The following is an 18,238-nucleotide window of genomic DNA, read 5'->3' on the forward strand; positions in this document are numbered from 1 at the left end:
AACAAAACAACTACTTATAAGTTAGAAGGTATTGAACCGTCCTATTGAGACTAGAACTGCTAATTTTTTGTCAGTGCAGTTTTATTTGATGAGGTTTAAGTTCACAGACTTTAATTTATAACGCTATTCTAATAATTAAAACTACATACAGTAATAAAAGCGATTATTAGTTTTTATCACTCCTCTACCTTGCAATATATTGGCGCTTTTTTGTTGTAATGCTTTGTAATAGACACGAATCAAAAAAGTAATACTATTATTTCCTTAAATACAGACAAGTAAGAAAAACACGATTAATGATAAATAACTACATTTTGTTATTTTTTTGTTTTTCTTTTGTTTTATTTTTGTTCACATAACTCTTGGTTCTACGTCATCGCTTCGTAAATTCAATTTAAAGCGGAGAGATGATGTTTTTATCAAGGAGTTCCCATTCAAGCGTTCAGCTTGAAACTAATCCCCACCTAAAGTTTTGGGTTATTTGGTCAGATTATGAAAAACGAGTGCGGGCTTGTTGCTATAAATGGTTATATAGCGACCAAGATCGAGTTGAAGACGCCATGGCACAAGCGTGTGAAAAAGCGCTTAAAGTTTATATACAAGACAGCTCTCAAATAGAAAACATGTTTGCTTGGCTTTGTCGGATAGCCCATAACATCTGTATGGATATACATCGCTTAAATAGTAAAGAAAGCGATTTAGTGAAACAAGCCAACAGCTCCTCAACACAGTTTTATTTTACGGAGAGCCAGTCACAAACATTGGAAAGTGAGTATGAACGTATTCACCTATATCAGAAGTTGATGGATGCCATTAATGATTTGCCTAATGATTTAAAGCAAGTGATCCAGTATAAATTTATTTATGAAATGGAGTACTCAGAAATAGCAAACCAATTACAAATTAGCCAAGAAAATGCAAGAAAGCGTGTGCAATTGGCTCGTAAGAAACTAAGTGCATTACAGTATGTATAAGCCCTCATGTTCAGGTCATCGGTTTTTCTTGGCTTGTAACCACAAAATAATTTAAAAAATCTTTTTCACAAACAGATGAATACCCCGTTATTCAAATAACGGGGTATCTGACCAAGATACCCAAATTTAAATCGAACATTCGCATCACCTTAGCTGGGATTGATGTGGCGGAGCTTGGCTGGAGCATTAATATGAAAAATGAAAGGCAGTGGTTTGTGGTTTATACCAAAGCCAATAGTGAGAAAAAATTTGCTGTACAGGTCAATCTTTTGCAAAGTGATTGTGAAGCATTTTTGCCTTTAATAGATCAGGCCCGCCAATGGAGTGACCGAACCAAAGTGGTAAGCGTACCGTTATTTAAATCATACGTATTTGTTTATATTGACGGTAATGAATTTCAACAGTTAAAACGCCTACCAGGTTTCGTTTCATATATTAAATTTAATAATCTACCAGCTGTGATTTCTCAGCAAGAAATGAAAAAAATTCAACGTTTTATATCTACAGGTAAAGTGGTTGAAGTGCTGTCTAATCGTTTGCTAGTAGGAACTAAAGTGGAAATTGTTAGCGGTAATTTACAAGGGTATTGCGGTATTCTGGTTGAGCGACGTAATCAACAATTAGTCGCAATTGAAGTCGAGGGATTAGCGCAAAGTATGATGCTAACTTTACCTGAAATGCTATTGAAACCGATTGTTGAGGTTTAATTATGGCGTATCTAAGTGAAACAAATATACAAACGCTGAAAGCCCAATTATTGCGTTATGAGGGGTTATCATTAAAACCATATAGATGTACCGAAGGAAAATTAACGATCGGTATTGGCCGTAACTTAGAAGATAAAGGTTTGTCATTGGATGAGGTAGATTACCTATTAAACAATGACATTAATAATGTTATAGCACAGGTTGCAGTGCATATTCGCGTTTTCAAATTATTGAATGAAACTAAAAAGATTATTTTGCTAGATATGGCGTTTAATCTTGGGGTTGCAGGGCTATGTAAGTTTAAAAATATGCTCAGGGCACTGGAAGATAAAAATTACCCTTTAGCAGCGGCTGAAATGCTTGACTCTAGATGGGCTAAGCAGGTTGGAGTGAGAGCTGATGAGCTGGCACAAAAAATGGCTCTAGGAGAGTGATATGAGTGCCATTATACCTCAATTACAAGTGCCTCATTCAGAGCAAGAGCGGCGAGTTGCTTATCATCTCTATCAGTTTGGTAGTGCGCTAAAAGCACAAGATGAACATCTAAGTGATACTGTTAAAGAGCTACATGAGCAGTTAAATAAACTAATTTTTATGCCACGGTTTAACCATCTTACTGATTTATTTTCGTTGTCTCATTCTGAAACTAAGTTGCTAGCACTTGTTTATATTCAAGTTCAAGATCCAGACGTAATAGCCCCATTTTTAGGATTAAGTTGGTTTGAGCAAGGGCCAACATTGAGTTTAGATAAGTTAGTAACATTAGTGGACGAATCTTTAAATAAATACAACACCATAGCAGAATTTGGCCCTAAATCAGCATTGTTTAAATGGGGGTTAATATACCTAACAAATGAGAGTATAGGTTTACAAAGCGCAGTGAATATTGCCCCTTATTTACATGAATTTTTGCAATGTGGTACTACAAGCTGTGATTACCTTAGTTTCTTTACTTTAGTAGACACGGCGCAGGACCCAGTATTTGATAGTTGTTTTAGTTTACCAGAAGAGGTTGCAGCTCAATCATTACTTATTATCGACAGTGAAAATGATGAAATAACCGCCTGGTATACTCAGCAGTTGGCATTACGGTGCGATACCACGTTGGCACACTATGTAGCAGAGCCAAACAATGGTTTCAACATATCTCATTTAGCGCATGAATTTGCCTGCTTACAGCTCATAGCTCAAACGCAACCAGTATTATTGTATTGGCCCGAAATTGGTAGCTTGTTACAACACAACTTAATTCAATTAAATACTCTAGTTGAGCAATGTACAAAATTGGCGTTAATAACAACAACAGCTAGCCCCTTGTTTGACGAGGTATTTACGCAATCATTAAAAATTAAAGTACAAGTACCAAATTTGTCACAATTAAAAGAGGCTTGGTTGTCGTTATGTAATAGCGAGCAACATACGCATTTAGATAAAGCCCAAGCTCAGCAGTTGGTGGCTAAATATCCCGTAGCGTTACCTCATATGAAGCAGCTAGCAAACAATGCTAAGGCAGATAAAAGTGATGAACAAGATTACTGGGAAACATTGCAAGCGCTGTGTTTTTCAGCGCAAAGTCAACACTGCGATGAACTAGCTAAATTGTGTCAAGCGCGCTTTACCCTCGACGACATGATATTGAATGACAAAATTACGGTGCAATTGCAGGAGTTAATCGCCAGAATTAATTTTAAAGCTTCATTACAACAGCGTCTACCTAGTTTTAATCAAGGATGTAAAGCGCTATTTTGGGGTAAACCAGGCACTGGTAAATCTATGGCCGCAGAAGCCATTGCAGGTGAATTGCAACTACCACTGTACATAGTTAATTTGGCCAATATTGCCAGTAAATGGATAGGTGAAACTGAAAAGCACTTAGCTAAGCTATTTGATTCAGCTCAGAAATATAATGCGGTACTCATGTTTGACGAAGCAGATGCGATTTTTGCAAAACGCAGCGAGGTAGAGTCAAGCCATGATAAAAACGCCAATATGGGCGTAAGTTACCTACTTCAACGTATGGAACACTACACGGGCTTGTTGTTACTAAGTACTAACTTTAAAAGTAACCTTGATGAGGCATTTTTACGTCGCTTTCAAGGGGTAATTGAGTTTACTTTACCTGATAAACAGCAGCGCGTTGATATTTGGCAGCGTAATTTAAGCACCAATGCAGATAGTGATTTATGCCAAGGCATTAGCCAACTTGCAGCATTGTTTGAGCTCAGTGCTGCGCAAATAATCAATATCTGCGAAATGGCATTGTTGCAAAGTTTGATCGCTGACAAAAAGTTGATTAGTCGAGCCGAGATTGCCAATGCATTACATAGAGAACTCTCAAAACAACATGCCGGCTTTATGACCCAGCAATCTTTATCAACGTGGTTAACGGGAGGGCACAATGGACGCAACCTTAATTTATAAAGTACAACAGGCACTTGATTCGTTTATTAAAGACAAAGTTTTATCGCTCAATAATAACGATGATGTAGTAGATACTTCTATTGTATTGAGCTTTCAAGCGCCAGATAATGAATTTACTACTAGTTTAGGCAGCGACCCCGCAATAAATTGTTATTTAGTTGGTATAACTGAAGATATTCAGCGTCGTCAAAGTGAGCCACCTCGTACGCAAATAAATTTTACGCAAACTCACCGTACACAATTCATTGAGCCTAAATTTGTGTCATTGACTTATATGCTAACCGTTTGGAGTAAAAACCCACAGCAAAGCGCTGCGATAGAGCATTTGATCATGGGCTATTTAATTGCAGGTATAGGACGGTACGATTTTCTACCTGAAGAGTTACTACTCACACAACAAATTGATATATCACCTTATGGTATCCGCAGCCAAATATTCGGTAATGAGTACAGTGAAAAAGTAACTGGGCAAGTATGGCAGGCACTCGGGAGTACGCCTAAAGCAACCATTCTCTATACGCTCTCTTTGCCTATGCCAGTATTTGAGCCAGTACAACTGCCAATAGTAAAAGAAATTAATAAACTCTTAGATAACAAAGCTTAATTTAACCTCAATTATTTCACCTAACAGATCCCATAATTTAATCGGCAGTTGTTGAGCATTCAGCTCAGCGGCTGAAATCATCATTTATTTATTAGATTACAGAGGAATATTATGAGTACTTCAGAACTCAATGAACGATTAAAAAGCTACTTTCAGCGTGGTGATATCCCTACTCAACAAGAATTTGGGGATCTAATTGATACGGCAACAAGCAGTATCAATAATGATCGTTTACCAGAGCAGATAGATTTAACTCAAATTGGAGAAAATTCATCGCTTAAAGTGAAAGAGGTTATAGCTAATGGCGCACAAATCACGAATATTGCCAACAATCATTTACCGTCGAAAATAGATTTAACGCAGAGTGGGTTGGTCACCGATTCAAGTGTAAAAGCGGGTGAATTAATTGGTGATGGCGCACAAATCACGAATATTGCCAACAATCATTTACCGCCTCAAATAGATTTAACGCAGAGTGGATTGGTCACCGATTCAAGTGTAAAAGCGGATGAATTAATTGGTGATGGGGCAAAAATAAGCAATATAGCCAACAATCATTTACCGCCTCAAATAGATTTAACGCAGAGTGGATTGGTCACCGATTCAAGTGTAAAAGCAGGTGAATTTATTGGTGATGGGGCAAAAATAAGCAATATTGCCAACAATCATTTACCGCCTCAAATAGATTTAACGCAGAGTGGATTGGTCATCGATTCAAGTGTAAAAGCGGGTGAATTAATTGGTGATGGCGCACAAATCACGAATATTGCCAACAATCATTTACCGCCTCAAATAGATTTAACGCAGAGTGGCTTAGTCACTGATTCAAGTGTAAAAGCAGGTGAATTTATTGGTGATGGGTCAGGCCTTATAAACTTACCTCAGATTGATCTCCCTTCGCAAATTGACTTAACCCAAGCGGGAACGGTGACGGATTCAAGCATAAAAGCAGGTGAATTTATTGGTGATGGATCTGGCCTTATAAACTTACCTCAGATTGATCTCCCTTCGCAAATTGACTTAACCCAAGCGGGAACGGTGACGGATTCGCGCATTGAAGCAGGTGAATTTATTGGTGATGGATCTGGCCTTATAAACTTACCTCAGATTGATCTCCCTTCGCAAATTGACTTAACCCAAGCGGGAACGATGACGGATTCGCGCATTGAAGCAGGTGAATTTATTGGTGATGGATCTGGCCTTATAAACTTACCTCAGATTGATCTCCCTTCGCAAGTTGACTTAACCCAAGCGGGAACGGTGACGGATTCGCGCATTGAAGCAGGTGAATTTATTGGTGATGGGGCTAGGTTATCTAATATTCAAACTACTAGTTTACCCATTGCAACGTTTGCAGATATTCAAATGGGTGATACAAGCAAGCTGACTACCGCACAACACGGTGGCTGGTTAAATCAAAAAGTAGAAGCGCTTACATGCCCCAATTTGTTGCCGCTGCTGATTGCATGTGTTGAGACAACACAAAACATCGATATTGATAACGTTCCTAGTGAAATTGATGGTTATATGCTTGTTGATGGTGATTTGGTGTTATTGAACGCCCAAACGAATAAGAGTGAAAACCGCATATGGCAAGTAAATGAACTATCAAGCTCATTTTCTTTACAGTCTGTAGTCCGCTATGAACCTGTTGACATGGTTCACGGCGATGCGGTGATCATAACTCAAGGTGACATTTATAAAGATCAAGCATTTATGCTTAGGGCTATTTACGATAATGATGCTGATTTTGAGTATCAATGGAAAATGACAGCCAGTTTAGTGACTGTTGGTGATGGGCTTATACAGAGTAAAAACCGCTTCAGTGTAAATTTCGCTTCAGCTAATGATCTCGCTAATGGCAGAGTTGATAAGGTTATTGATAGTGCTTTATTAAAGCAAAACTTAACTTCGCTTGGGCAACAGCTTCAAAACCAAATGCTTAATATTAACCCTCAAGTACACACTACTGACTTTACTATTGACGCAAATTCCATTCATTTTTTAGATCTTACAGATGACACTACATTGACAGCTATAATTGATGAAAAAGTCACCTATTTTAGGGTGCAGGACTTTAGTGGAACTTGGGGGACAAACAGCCAAGTTATTCTTAAATTTGCAGATAACTCCAGCCTTACAATATTGCTCAACAGCTCACATGCTTATTATGATTTATACAAAGTAAATGACATTTTTTATTCCTATGACTCAACTGGCAAATTCTTTCTCTAAGGCAACCAGTTATTAATTTAGTCATCAATTCAAACACCCCCTCCCTCTAAAAGGAAAACCCTATGAATAATTTTGTAAACGTGATCCAAAAACTTGAAGAACTGAGTGCTCGTGATAGTAATAAAGCTAGAAGCCTAAACTTATTAAATAGTGTTATTTATCAGGTTCGTGCTGATATGAACCAATATTTAGGTATGCAAACAACTGACTTACACAGGGTAGAAGATATTGCAGATGTGCTTGGCTATGCTGGTCGTGTAGTCGCCGCTAGTGATGACTTTCCAGTGACCCCGGTTGAGCCTGCCATGTTTGGCGCAACAGAGTTTTACACGGGGGATTACTTTTTGGTTAAAAATGGTTCTGATCGCGGTATTTATCCAATCACCATTTTTGATGATGGGGCTGGTTTTAAAACGTACGACCTAGACCCTGCTTTAAAACGATATTTAGGCGATGTTGCCGTTGTTGTACTTAAATTAGTTGAAAATGATTTAGTACAAAAACACAGTATATTCAACCTCTCCAACGATATATGGCAAGAGCGTGTAATTGCGTAATCACGTAATTATACGGTACAACTAAGCCATGTTTACGACCTTTCGAGAAAAGCTAAAACACTACTTCATTACAGGTGCAAAACCAACCCAGGCGCAGTTTGCCGAGTTTTTAGATGCAGCGTTTATTCAAAGTGATGATGGCATTACGAAGAAGTCATCTGCAGCGGGGCAAGTACTGACCTTTTTACTGCAAGAACACCATCATAACAATGCAGTTTTTCAACAAAGTGTGTGTATTCAAGGCGATTTAATTGTAGAGGGGCAGCTACTCGGTGCCCCTTCATCAAGCGCCACAACACCAACCAGCCGAGTTTATGAAACATCAAACTACAGTGCGGCTAACGCAAATACCCAACAAGTTAGCGTGCCAATTGGCTGTATTTTACTCTACTGCGGCGCACAAATCCCCGACGGCTTTTTAGCCTGCGATGGCCTAAACGGTACTCCTAGTTTGGCACCGTTGGTGGATAACCCCATTCAACCGATTCGTTACATTATTAAAATGCATTAATGCTGCTTTTTATTCATTGACATCTTATATACGGCAGCTTCATTTAACCTATTATTATACCTTGGAATTTTTATGTACCAGTCACTTAGTCAAAAGCAGCAAGAACACGACACGCTCCCCGTACAACGCCAAGCAATAAGCCGAGAAACGCGTTTAAAAGACAACGTAGGCAGCATGATGGGCGTCGATTTAAGCCACGTTGCTGTGCATACCAACTCATCCAAGCCCGCGCAACTTAATGCCCACGCCTATGCCCAAGGCAGAGAAGTACACATCAGCCCGGGGCAAGACCGCCATTTAGGGCATGAGCTTGCTCACATTGGCCAGCAAATGCAAGGTCGCGTACAAGCCACTACCCAGTTTGCAGGGCAAGCGGTGAATGATGATCCAAAATTAGAACATGAAGCCGATGTGATAGGGGCAAGAGCAGAGAGTATGTGACTAAGTTAGAGCGTCATGTCGAATTGACAAGCTTTGTTTTAAGTTAAGTGTTATGAAGCAAGTGACTTGACCCCTTATCTCTCTCAAGTGTTATGAAGCAAGTGACTTGACCCCTTATCTCTCTCAGCTACCAGCCTAAGAAAAATTTTTTATCGAGCATTACAGAGTTCAAAAATCCACAAAAAAGCATCGCTGCATACTTTGCGGCATTCGTTCGCTACACACCTATTAGAAAGAGGTACTGACTTGAGATATATCCAAGCATTGCTAGGGCATTCTAGCTCTAAAACGACCGAGATTTATACGCACATAACCACGAAAGGTTTTGAGGGGATAAGTTCACCGCTGGATGAGATTGACGGGTTGTGAATAGATGACCAAAAGAGTGGCGCTTTAACAGCCCATGCGGGTATTAAAGAGCCACCGCTAATGGGAAGTAGATGAAGTTTAAAAAAGTGGACTTTTAACAGCCAAAATAGGTGTTAAAAGTCCAGAAATGATAATGAGATAGTCAGAATAAACGCCACATCCACCACTGTGTGGTGTATCTGGGATTGTTATAGGCAACTAAAAACAGCCTATAACAGTAAATAAAGCCAATTTAAAAAGGGTTGAGATATGTATGCACAATTAGAGAAGCCAAAAGAAAATAAAAGTCGAGTAGTTACAAATTCGGTTGTTCAGAAAAAAACTGCTTTATTACAACTAAAAAAATTTACAGATGAAGCAAATACGATCAGTTCTTATGCTCGGGCAATGATACCGAACTCAGGTAATCGTACTAAAGAAGTGATTGCTTCAAATGGCAAATCTTATGCAGGCGTGGCACTGATTCATTATTTAATTGATAAAGATCATGCTGGAAGCTGGGAGAATCGCACTAATTTAGCCAAACGCGCAACATTAGCAGTTGACATAAAGGCTGCTAATTGCAATCAATTTGCTGCACTCGCTTACAGTGAAGCACTGAGAACTACTAAAGCCGATAATGTGAGTTTAGAATATGATGCACACCATGCTTATGCTGTTGCCTATGATAATGAAGATAAAGCAAAACCTGAGGAACAAACAATTATTGATCCATGGGTAAAAACAACGGGTTTACGCAAAGATCTCCAAACATATTATAAGGGAAGGGAAGGGCATCAAAAAGCAACGACTAAAGCCGATTCTGGAAATTGGTATTATTCACAATACACCGAAGAATTACTTAAGAAGTATGGTCGTTCAGTTGATGATGAGATATACAATGATACAGCTAAATATGGTTTTGATTTGGCAAAGGAAAAAGAAAAAGAAGGAGCTGCTTCATTTTAAATTATGTAAATAGCACGCCATTTTTGGGCTGTAGTGAAAAAACGATTTATTTTAAGTTAAAATGTTTAAAGAAAGCAAAAAAAGGGGTCAAATCACTTGCTTCATGACATGAGTCGACTACCTTCAAAGGAGTATTATTAAAACAAGTAGTTCACAATGCCAAGGCCACAACGAATTGAGTACGAACATGCTTTTTATCATGTTATGAACCGTGGGCGCGGACGGCAAAATACCTTTCACGACGAATTATACTTTCAAGCCTTTTTAACCACATTGGGTGAGGCACAAGCGCGCTTTGATTGCGTTATTCATGCGTATTGCCTTATGACGAACCACTATCATTTGTTGATTGAAACACCCAAAGCGAATTTAGGCCATGTTATGCGCCATATTAATGGGGTTTATACTCAGCGATATAATAAGTTGAAGCATACCGATGGGCCATTATTTCGCGGGAGGTATAAGGCGATATTGGTCGAAAAAGATGAGTATCTGCTGCAATTAAGCCGCTATATCCATCGTAATCCTATTGATATGACTATGCCGCTGGTGGATGACTTAGCGCACTATTCTTGGTCGAGCTACCCAGCTTATATCGGGAAAGTAAAACCACCAGAATGGCTTACGCGCGACTTTACTTATCAAATACTGGGTCATCGTCACAAGTTTAAGCAGTACAAAGCTTATGTATTACGAGGTAGCAGTGATGAACTCACTGACTTTTACGACAAAGGTAATATTGCATCGGTTTTGGGCAGTGATGGTTTTAAACGTTGGTTGAAAAACACTCAGCTTATAAATAGCCCCGAACCTGAGGTTTTACAGCAACTAAAACCGAATATCACAATGAATGAGGTGGTTATGGCGGTTGCTGATTATTATGCTTGCCCGCTATCTAAAATTACCAGTGTGCTTAAAGGGCCAAGCAAAGGATTTGAAGGACGTAAAGTTGCCATGTATTTTTGCCAAGAGGTTTTGGCTGAAAAGTTAAGTAATATTGCAGAGTATTTTAACCTTGGTCATAGTGGCTCTGTGAGTTTTATTACTCATCAAATAAGAGAAAAGCGCAGAGAGGATAAGCAATTTTCAAAACAATTAGATGCTATTTTTGACAGTATTATGAAGCAAGCGATTTGACCCCTTAAACTTCCTTTTGACAGTATTATGAAGCAAGCGATTTGACCCCTTAAACTTCCTTTATGAAGCAAGCGATTTGACCCCTTAAACTTCCTCTGACCCCTTAAATTTCCTACATGATTGTACTTTCATTTATTGTGATAATGTTGGATTTCACATTTTTACTTTTCACGCGTCTGTTCAGGTATGCAATTTATTTTATTTGAGTAAGGGATGGTTATGCCGCTTGTATGTGTGGATGGTGCTGCGATTAAAATTACAGTTAATGGCGCCCAGCAGCTAGTAAAAACCAGTGATAAAATTCCAACTGCGACTAAAAACAAATTCTCACAAGGTAAAAAAGCAGTGCTCACTGAGGATGATGTAAAACAGTGGTTGCAAAAATTTCAGTCAAACTACGATAACGCTGCTTTTAAGGGCGGTATTGCGATGGGTAAAGTCATTTCTGGTAAGCCAAATTTAACGGTTAAAGGTAAGTCTAAAACAGCGCTAGTCACCAAAGACACGCAAATAATGGCGCTACTACAAATTTCAAAACCAGCGCAAAGTCCACAAGGTGTACCCGATCCCGTACCTATGATCAATATTACTATTGAGTTTACTGATGCAGGGCAGACAAAGCTTACAGTTGTTTAGTTCGTGGAGTGTTATTACTCTTCATCAGTAAAAAAGCATATTTAATTTAAAGCAGGAGAATAAATGATGGGACTGTTATCGGTTTTATTTTCTTCCAAAGCACAAGAGCCTATTAACGCAATCGGCTCAATACTAGATGAGTTATTTACTAGTGATGAAGAAACGCTAAATTTAGATATTCTCAAACAACGTGTAGCGCAGCAACCTAATTTAGTTCAAGCAAAAATTAATCAAGTGCAAGCATCTCACCGTAGTTTATTTGTGGCGGGTGCCCGGCCTTTTTTAATGTGGGTGTGCGGCCTTGGCTTTTTATTTGCCTTTGTTATTAATCCTATATTGCAGTGGTTGTTGCCAGAGATTGGTACTCCACAATTACCACTCGACGTCATGATGGAGCTTACTTTGGCCATGTTGGGGTTAGCGGGCTTACGAACCGTTGAAAAACTCAAAGGTGTTTCTCGCTAGCTATAAAATAATGCATTACAAAATTATATTTCAATTAGTTTTCACATTTCTTATCGAACAACGTCTTCTGAACACAATATAAATAAACTTGTTATTAGGGCTGTTTACCTTTCGAGGTTGAATTTACAGCGGTATGTTTGGTTTGTAGGCAACGCAGCGCAGCGCCTATGCTGCGTTATTCCCTATAAATAGGCGATAACGCAGTATAAAAAACCAAACATGTGTAGCCCTTTGGGTTCGCCCTAGGGGCGATTTACTCTTTGTTGCTTGGTTTCAATTTATTGTTACATGGATGTAAGCCAGTAGGGTAACGCAAGATCAGTTACCGAGCCCACTAGGTTATAAACCTCGCAACGTGATTAATCGTCCCTAGATAGAACAAGCTGTAATCTTAAAAGGTTAACAGGCCTTAACGTGACAGATGAAGCTGGTTGTGAGGTAACTCAAATTTTCTTCTAAGTAAGTTTCAATTATTTTGCCATCAGTTGTGACTGATGAGGCGGAGCCGTGGGTTAACCCATAAAGTCTTTTGAGTACTAAGTAGGATCCGCCAGACGTTTATCCATTTTATTTGGTGGGTAGGCATTGATAAAAGGCTTGCTTGGTGCTCAATCCCTAATTCTTGCCATTTCGGCGTTTAAGAATGCGTTCTATTAACTAAAGGAAATACTATGTCTCAATATAAAACCCCTGACGTCTACGTTAGAGAAAAATCAATTCTACCGCCGTCAGTCGCAGAGGTGGCAACGGCAATTCCAGCATTTATTGGTCATACCACTCAACTTAATGAAGCCGGTGATGCTGCCAACTTTTTAAACATGCCTGTGCGTATTACTAGCATGGTGCAGTTTGAAGCAAACTTTGGTGGCCCATACAAAGAGAGCTTTACGCTAATGCCTAGCTCTAAAGGTTATGATATTACCAATGTAGCGGCTGTTGCTGATGATCTTGCAAAACTAGAAGGTGCTAAGTTCTTTCTTCATCAAGCAGTTAGTCACTTTTTTGCTAATGGTGGTGGGGCGTGTTATGTCGTTTCTATTGGTATGGCAGGTACACTTGCGTCAAAAGAGTCTTATAGCGCTGGCATTGACCTTTTAAATAAGGTTGATGAAGTAACACTTATTTCATCTCCAGAAGCAATTGGTTTAGACGAAGTTGGCCACTACGAGGTGCAAAATAAGGCGCTTAAACATGCAGAAAAACGCATGGACCGTTTTGCATTAGTTGATGTGCAAATGCAAGAAACGCCTGCTGGGACTACTGCAATTGTTCATGACTCTGAACGTTTGCGCGCCAAAGTAACGCAGGGTTTAAAATATGGTGCATCTTACTACCCATATTTAAAGACGACTATCGCACGCAGTTACGATGAAGCAAACGTGACTGTTAAGGTGGTAGAAGATGAAACAGCAGACCCTATAACTTACAAAGATGTGATGCTATCTGTACTAGGTAATGATGACAGTACAAATACAGATTATAACGCGCAAATTTATAATCAAGCTAAGGCGGCGTTAGCAAAAAGTTATCTCGTATTGCCTCCGTCACCTGCCGTTGCGGGTATTATCGCTAAAACCGACAAAGAACGCGGAGTATGGAAAGCACCTGCTAACGTAGCTTTATCGCAAGTGCTTGCGCCAACGCTTGCTATTGATAGCACTGAGCAAGAGAGCCTTAACGTTGATGCCATTTCTGGTAAATCAATCAACGCGATTCGTACCTTTGTTGGTAAAGGGACTTTGGTTTGGGGTGCACGTACTCTTGCTGGTAATGACAATGAGTGGCGCTATGTATCGGTTCGCCGTTTATTTAACTTAGTGGAAGAGTCAATTCAAAAAGCCACACAGTTTGCGGTGTTTGAGCCAAACACGCCTTTCACTTGGTTAAAGCTCAAAACCATGATTGAAAGTTACCTTGAGAATTTATGGCGTCAAGGTGCTTTCTTTGGTGAGACCCCAGATCAAGCCTTCTTTGTAAACGTAGGCCTTGGCCAAACCATGACCGAAGACGACATCAATAATGGTGTAATGAATATAGAAATTGGTTTAGCTGCGGTACGCCCTGCTGAGTTTATTGTATTAACCTTCTCACATAAGAGCTTAGAAGGCTAACGAACCCGACCAAGGTTGGTTGGGGGTCATATTTATACGTTTTATGTTTTCTCAATCAGCCTTTTTAATTTACTTATTTACCTAAGTTTTATTGTAACTTGGGCACTAAAATTATTATTTTTTGGAGTTTTTTATGGCTACTACAGCAGCAGACATTGCAGCAGAATACCCGATCCCGGTATATCGATTTGTCGTTAGTTTTGGTGAGGAGAGCATTCCGTTTTCTGAAGTGTCGGGCTTAGACATTGGTGTTGAAACCATTACTTACAAAGATGGTTACGGCAAAAAGCACATGCCTGGGCAATCAACCGATGTGAATATCACACTTAAACGAGGTTTAGTGCGTCAAAAGAGTCAGTTTTATGATTGGATTTCATCAATTAGCTTAAATTTGGTTGATAAAAAAGACATTACTATTTCACTCACTAACGAAGACCGTTCACAGCCATTGGTTACTTGGAAGGTGATTAATGCTTTTCCTAAAAAGCTTACAGCGCCAAGTATTAATGGTGGCTCAAACGAAGCCAGTGTGGAGTCGTTAGAAATGATGGCCGATGATATTAAGATCGAATTCCATTAATTTTATTCTCCTTGTCTTGGGCACGTTAGTGCCCTTTTTGGACATTACTATGATTCAAGAACTAACAACACCTATGGTGGGATACCGCTTTGCTGCGCTAATTACATCAGCGGCTATACCGAATCCGATAGATATTTTTTTTAAGGAAATCAGTGGCCTAAAAGTTAATCGCAACATTGAGTATGACGGTAATCGAGCAACGGTAGGCAGTAATAAACAATCGCGCACCTTAACTTTGAAACGTGGTGTACTGCGCACTGGTAGCACCTTGGAATTAACAAACTTTATTAGTTTACCGCAGTGGAATCAGTTTGCGGTTCGCAACGATATTTTGATCACTTTACTTAGCGATAACAACCTACCCACAAAAGCATGGCTAGTCACTCGCGCATTTATGGAAAGTTGGGAGTGGGACAGTCTAGATGCAACGCGTAACGATGTACTCATTGAGTCTATTACGTTTAGCTATCAAAACTTGGTGACAGTGCCAATTCCTTTTACTTAACACATTAAAGACAAGGTGATGCTAATGGAAATTCAATGTGATGCGATTCATGTTAAAGCTCGTTTATCTGGACAAAGTGAACCTGATGGCGATAGGCCGCAATCACAAAGTACTAGCACAGGCGAAAATACTGGGACTATTAATAACCAAGTTGAACAAATCGAAAAATCTTTAAAACGCTACATAGACAAGCAGTTTCAGCAATTTACTAAACAAAAAAGGCCATAAAAATGATAGGTATTGGCGCAAATGCGGCTGGGTCACCGCTATGTAAAGTGACCTTTTATAGTAAAATAGAGCGTGGCTCTGGTAACCAGCTGGCTGAGATGACACTTGCGTATGATGCAAAATCGTTGCAAACCAGCTATTCCAACAGTATTCAAAAATCACAAACGATAGGCGCCGAAAGCGGCGCAAGCCAATATCAAAAGTCTTCGCCTTCAAAGCTATCGGTGACCTTTTTGCTAGATGACACCATTATTGATTTACCCACCGAATTACTAGCAAAGTTGCAAGGGAACATAGAAACAGAAAAAAACATCCAAACTTTGTTGAAGTATGGCACCGCAGTTCAGAGTGAAACACACGAACCCACTTATGTGACAGTCCAACCATTGAATATGGTACTTAATCATGGCCCAAGTGGGACATTTGATGGCATGTTATGCACCACTAAAGTGGAAACTGAACTGGTAGATAACAAAGGACGCCGTTTAAAAGCCAAAGTTCATTGTTGTGTGGTGGAGTGTTTATCTGAAAAAGAAATGAAACTTAAATCAGGTAAAAGTTCTCCCGACTTAACTCATGTTATCCAACATAAGGCGGGCAGTTCGGTGCTTGTGCAAAGTGCAAAAATATACGGCAACCAACAGTTTGTACATCAGGTGGCGATGGTTAATCGTCTACCTTCTATTCGTAGCGCTGAGGTGGGTACGCAAATCATTTATCCGCCGTTGGAGCGTTAGTATGGATTTGCGATATACCATTGCCGTAGAGGGCAACAAAATCAGTGATAAATTTGCCTTGCGAGAAGCAACTGTAAAAAACGGCGTTAATCAAATTGCGCATCTGAGTTTAGTAATTGACGACGGTGATATGGCCAAAGAAACCTTTGCTAAAACTGATGAAGGGCTATTCACTATGGGTAAAGCGATAGAGCTAAAAGCCGGCTTTGGTGATGGCGAACAAAGTGTACTATTTAGCGGTGTTATTACTGCTCAAGGTATAGGCTTTGAACGGCAACCATTTATGCATATTGAAGCTCGAGCCGATACAATTAAGCTGTGTCAAAGTGCCATGAGTAAACTCTATGATGAAAAAGCCAAAGACGGCGATATTCTCAGTGATTTACTCACTACATACGGTGCAACGCCTGGCACTATAGCGGCCAGTAAAATTGAACATCACCAATTTTTAGTGGTGGATGAACAGCCATGGGCGGTGTTTATGCGCCGAGTGCTGTGCAATGGTTTTGCATTTTTTAACGATGGCAAAAATCACGTTGTTGATTTGGCAAAACACACTCCCACTGCGCATGAATTTAACGTGGCAATGGATGGCTGTGTTGATTTCGCTTTGCACTGTGATGTGAGTTCGCATCTTAAAAAACTGCAATACAGTAGTTGGGATATAAAAGAACAAAAACTCTACGACAATGCTGATCCAGTCATGCCGGCTGCTAAGTTTAAAACTCACAGTGATGCAGATACGGCGATGGCTTTACCTGATACTTTACGCCTATCACAAGCACCTATTGAAAAATTAGAGTTGGCGGCTAAAGCCGGTGCTGAGCAATATTATCGATTACTCGATATGTACCAAGGGCATGTACGTATAGATATGTCTGCGCAAAAAGCGCTTACTAAAGTCAAGCATTTAGATGCACTGACACTCTCTGGAGTGGGAAAGGAATATAGTGGTGATTATGTGGTGGGTGAAATTCATCACCATTTGTCGAGTGATGGCTGGTTTAGTGAATTCATACTGGGTGTTCCTTTAACGCTAAGTATTTGGTCAGACTATGCTAAACCAAGTTATACCCCAATATTGATAGGGAAAGTAGCTGCATTTAAAGCCGATGCACAAGCATTACACCGTATCCCAGTTTTATTACCCAGTGCCAGTGGTGAAAAACCACTTTGGGCACGGTTAGCCAGTCCTTTCTCAGGAGCTGAAGAGGGGTTGTTTCTGCCCCCAGACATAGATACAGAAGTAATGGTTGGATTTATTGGGGGCGATAGTCGTTACCCTGTGATTTTAGGTGCATGTCATAACCCCAAAGCAAAGCCACCATTTGAATATGATGATAAAAATGAGCAGCGCGGATTGTTTTTTAAAGAGCAAGCATTAGCGTTGCAATTCACCTTAAAAGAGCCGCTACTTACACTACAAAGTAGCGCCGATCACACCATCACTTTTGACGCTAAAGAAGGCTTAAAACTAACCCAAAAAGATATGACGTCTTTGGTTGCAGGGGAGTCATTAATGATTGAAAGCAAAGATAAGTCTACCTTAGAGGTGGCAAAAGCCATTAATTTTAAAACTTCAGATAGCATCACACTAGAAGGCAAAGGTGTGGATGTAAAATAACCTCAAATTAAGGCTAAAAGGAGCAGCAATGTTAAATCAAGCTTTTCTAGGAACTGGCTGGAGCTTTCCCGTGCAGTTTAGCAACCCCGCCACAGGGCCTGGTATGGATAGCGGTGAAACCTTACTTAAACAAGCGATTCATTTGACTTTAAATACCTTAGTCGGAGAGCGGCCTTTGTCGCCCAATATGGGTTCTGGTCTTTCGAGTTATTCATTTGCTGATGCGAATGAACAGAGTTTATCGCAACTAAGACAAGAAATTGCCACCGTGTTACTTAATCATGAACCTCGTATTACTCTGCAAACCATCGAATTTGATAGCAGCGAATTGTACGACGGCGTGCTGTTAATTCAGCTTAACTACGTGATACGGCAAACCAACAGCCGTAGCAACATGGTGTTTCCATTCTACTTGACTGAGCAGTCAGTTTAGCCACTATCAAAGTAC

20 protein-coding genes and 1 pseudogene are annotated in these 18,238 nt (G+C 39.8%); all 21 read left to right on the forward strand.

Going from position 1 to position 18,238, the window contains the following annotated elements; translation table 11 throughout:
* Nucleotides 1-410: 410 nt before the first annotated feature.
* The 21 genes and pseudogenes from DC53_RS14695 to DC53_RS14600 all read left to right on the forward strand — a co-directional run bounded on the left by DC53_RS14695 (nucleotide 411) and on the right by DC53_RS14600 (nucleotide 18,223).
* Nucleotides 411-974 carry an RNA polymerase sigma factor gene (locus tag DC53_RS14695; protein ID WP_007378995.1) on the forward strand — a complete coding sequence of 188 codons (564 nt, stop codon included), beginning with the start codon at nucleotides 411-413 and terminating at the stop codon, nucleotides 972-974.
* A gap of 164 nt (nucleotides 975-1,138) precedes the next feature.
* Complete coding sequence (locus tag DC53_RS14690; protein ID WP_239462842.1) at nucleotides 1,139-1,681, forward strand: UpxY family transcription antiterminator; 543 nt, start codon at nucleotides 1,139-1,141, stop codon at nucleotides 1,679-1,681.
* A 2-nt stretch (nucleotides 1,682-1,683) separates the two neighbouring features.
* Nucleotides 1,684-2,115 carry a glycoside hydrolase family protein gene (locus DC53_RS14685; protein ID WP_007378997.1) on the forward strand — a complete coding sequence of 144 codons (432 nt, stop codon included), beginning with the start codon at nucleotides 1,684-1,686 and terminating at the stop codon, nucleotides 2,113-2,115.
* 1 nt (nucleotide 2,116) lies between these two features.
* A complete protein-coding gene (locus tag DC53_RS14680; RefSeq protein ID WP_007378998.1) occupies nucleotides 2,117-4,102 on the forward strand; it encodes an ATP-binding protein in 1,986 nt (661 codons plus the stop codon).
* Nucleotides 4,080-4,706, forward strand: coding sequence for a Pvc16 family protein (locus tag DC53_RS14675; protein ID WP_033028848.1), 627 nt, complete (start codon nucleotides 4,080-4,082; stop codon nucleotides 4,704-4,706). Before DC53_RS14680 ends, DC53_RS14675 begins: the two co-directional genes overlap by 23 nt.
* 111 nt (nucleotides 4,707-4,817) lie before the next feature.
* Nucleotides 4,818-6,941 (forward strand): hypothetical protein, encoded by a 2,124-nt coding sequence (locus DC53_RS14670; protein WP_033028849.1) that lies wholly within the window; start codon nucleotides 4,818-4,820, stop codon nucleotides 6,939-6,941.
* A 62-nt stretch (nucleotides 6,942-7,003) separates the two neighbouring features.
* Nucleotides 7,004-7,498 carry a hypothetical protein gene (locus DC53_RS14665; protein ID WP_033028850.1) on the forward strand — a complete coding sequence of 165 codons (495 nt, stop codon included), beginning with the start codon at nucleotides 7,004-7,006 and terminating at the stop codon, nucleotides 7,496-7,498.
* Nucleotides 7,499-7,526: 28 nt separating this feature from the next.
* Nucleotides 7,527-8,009 carry a hypothetical protein gene (locus tag DC53_RS14660; protein ID WP_007377706.1) on the forward strand — a complete coding sequence of 161 codons (483 nt, stop codon included), beginning with the start codon at nucleotides 7,527-7,529 and terminating at the stop codon, nucleotides 8,007-8,009.
* 72 nt (nucleotides 8,010-8,081) lie between these two features.
* Nucleotides 8,082-8,450 (forward strand): eCIS core domain-containing protein, encoded by a 369-nt coding sequence (locus DC53_RS14655; RefSeq protein ID WP_033028851.1) that lies wholly within the window; start codon nucleotides 8,082-8,084, stop codon nucleotides 8,448-8,450.
* A gap of 132 nt (nucleotides 8,451-8,582) precedes the next feature.
* Nucleotides 8,583-8,819: pseudogene (locus tag DC53_RS21620) on the forward strand (tyrosine-type recombinase/integrase); the annotation flags it as partial.
* 249 nt (nucleotides 8,820-9,068) lie between these two features.
* Nucleotides 9,069-9,767, forward strand: coding sequence for a hypothetical protein (locus DC53_RS14650; RefSeq protein ID WP_033028852.1), 699 nt, complete (start codon nucleotides 9,069-9,071; stop codon nucleotides 9,765-9,767).
* A gap of 156 nt (nucleotides 9,768-9,923) precedes the next feature.
* Nucleotides 9,924-10,904: a transposase gene (locus tag DC53_RS14645; RefSeq protein ID WP_033028853.1), complete on the forward strand. Its 981-nt coding sequence runs from the start codon at nucleotides 9,924-9,926 to the stop codon at nucleotides 10,902-10,904.
* A gap of 219 nt (nucleotides 10,905-11,123) precedes the next feature.
* Nucleotides 11,124-11,540 (forward strand): contractile injection system spike tip protein, encoded by a 417-nt coding sequence (locus tag DC53_RS14640; RefSeq protein ID WP_007377702.1) that lies wholly within the window; start codon nucleotides 11,124-11,126, stop codon nucleotides 11,538-11,540.
* A gap of 63 nt (nucleotides 11,541-11,603) precedes the next feature.
* Nucleotides 11,604-12,005 (forward strand): 3TM-type holin, encoded by a 402-nt coding sequence (locus DC53_RS14635; protein ID WP_007377701.1) that lies wholly within the window; start codon nucleotides 11,604-11,606, stop codon nucleotides 12,003-12,005.
* Nucleotides 12,006-12,676: 671 nt separating this feature from the next.
* On the forward strand, nucleotides 12,677-14,116 hold the full coding sequence (locus DC53_RS14630) for a phage tail sheath family protein (RefSeq protein ID WP_007377700.1): 1,440 nt from the start codon (nucleotides 12,677-12,679) through the stop codon (nucleotides 14,114-14,116).
* Between the two features lie 133 nt (nucleotides 14,117-14,249).
* Nucleotides 14,250-14,696, forward strand: coding sequence for a phage tail protein (locus DC53_RS14625; RefSeq protein WP_007377699.1), 447 nt, complete (start codon nucleotides 14,250-14,252; stop codon nucleotides 14,694-14,696).
* A 49-nt stretch (nucleotides 14,697-14,745) separates the two neighbouring features.
* The gene (locus DC53_RS14620; RefSeq protein ID WP_008136322.1) at nucleotides 14,746-15,201 is read left to right on the forward strand and encodes a phage tail protein; all 456 of its coding nucleotides are present in this window, start codon (nucleotides 14,746-14,748) and stop codon (nucleotides 15,199-15,201) included.
* 24 nt (nucleotides 15,202-15,225) lie between these two features.
* Nucleotides 15,226-15,429 (forward strand): hypothetical protein, encoded by a 204-nt coding sequence (locus tag DC53_RS14615; protein ID WP_007377697.1) that lies wholly within the window; start codon nucleotides 15,226-15,228, stop codon nucleotides 15,427-15,429.
* A gap of 47 nt (nucleotides 15,430-15,476) precedes the next feature.
* Nucleotides 15,477-16,166 carry a CIS tube protein gene (locus DC53_RS14610; protein WP_240474585.1) on the forward strand — a complete coding sequence of 230 codons (690 nt, stop codon included), beginning with the start codon at nucleotides 15,477-15,479 and terminating at the stop codon, nucleotides 16,164-16,166.
* Between the two features lies 1 nt (nucleotide 16,167).
* A complete protein-coding gene (locus DC53_RS14605; protein ID WP_008136320.1) occupies nucleotides 16,168-17,790 on the forward strand; it encodes a phage baseplate assembly protein V in 1,623 nt (540 codons plus the stop codon).
* A 70-nt stretch (nucleotides 17,791-17,860) separates the two neighbouring features.
* Complete coding sequence (locus DC53_RS14600) at nucleotides 17,861-18,223, forward strand: GPW/gp25 family protein (RefSeq protein ID WP_237113683.1); 363 nt, start codon at nucleotides 17,861-17,863, stop codon at nucleotides 18,221-18,223.
* Nucleotides 18,224-18,238 lie beyond the last annotated feature (15 nt).

Source organism: Pseudoalteromonas fuliginea (genome assembly GCF_000690055.1).
Lineage (GTDB): Bacteria > Pseudomonadota > Gammaproteobacteria > Enterobacterales > Alteromonadaceae > Pseudoalteromonas > Pseudoalteromonas fuliginea.

Bases quoted from the DNA above. Each gene is read 5' to 3' on its own strand.
- DC53_RS14660 (WP_007377706.1), top strand. From the start codon at position 7,527: ATGTTTACGACCTTTCGAGAAAAGCTAAAACACTACTTCATTACAGGT.
- DC53_RS14635 (WP_007377701.1), top strand. From the start codon at position 11,604: ATGATGGGACTGTTATCGGTTTTATTTTCTTCCAAAGCACAAGAGCCT.
- DC53_RS14650 (WP_033028852.1), top strand. From the start codon at position 9,069: ATGTATGCACAATTAGAGAAGCCAAAAGAAAATAAAAGTCGAGTAGTT.
- DC53_RS14605 (WP_008136320.1), top strand. From the start codon at position 16,168: ATGGATTTGCGATATACCATTGCCGTAGAGGGCAACAAAATCAGTGAT.
- DC53_RS14640 (WP_007377702.1), top strand. From the start codon at position 11,124: ATGCCGCTTGTATGTGTGGATGGTGCTGCGATTAAAATTACAGTTAAT.
- DC53_RS14685 (WP_007378997.1), top strand. From the start codon at position 1,684: ATGGCGTATCTAAGTGAAACAAATATACAAACGCTGAAAGCCCAATTA.
- DC53_RS14625 (WP_007377699.1), top strand. From the start codon at position 14,250: ATGGCTACTACAGCAGCAGACATTGCAGCAGAATACCCGATCCCGGTA.
- DC53_RS14680 (WP_007378998.1), top strand. From the start codon at position 2,117: ATGAGTGCCATTATACCTCAATTACAAGTGCCTCATTCAGAGCAAGAG.
- DC53_RS14645 (WP_033028853.1), top strand. From the start codon at position 9,924: ATGCCAAGGCCACAACGAATTGAGTACGAACATGCTTTTTATCATGTT.
- DC53_RS14695 (WP_007378995.1), top strand. From the start codon at position 411: ATGTTTTTATCAAGGAGTTCCCATTCAAGCGTTCAGCTTGAAACTAAT.
- DC53_RS14615 (WP_007377697.1), top strand. From the start codon at position 15,226: ATGGAAATTCAATGTGATGCGATTCATGTTAAAGCTCGTTTATCTGGA.
- DC53_RS14655 (WP_033028851.1), top strand. From the start codon at position 8,082: ATGTACCAGTCACTTAGTCAAAAGCAGCAAGAACACGACACGCTCCCC.
- DC53_RS14630 (WP_007377700.1), top strand. From the start codon at position 12,677: ATGTCTCAATATAAAACCCCTGACGTCTACGTTAGAGAAAAATCAATT.
- DC53_RS14675 (WP_033028848.1), top strand. From the start codon at position 4,080: ATGGACGCAACCTTAATTTATAAAGTACAACAGGCACTTGATTCGTTT.
- DC53_RS14665 (WP_033028850.1), top strand. From the start codon at position 7,004: ATGAATAATTTTGTAAACGTGATCCAAAAACTTGAAGAACTGAGTGCT.
- DC53_RS14620 (WP_008136322.1), top strand. From the start codon at position 14,746: ATGATTCAAGAACTAACAACACCTATGGTGGGATACCGCTTTGCTGCG.
- DC53_RS14670 (WP_033028849.1), top strand. From the start codon at position 4,818: ATGAGTACTTCAGAACTCAATGAACGATTAAAAAGCTACTTTCAGCGT.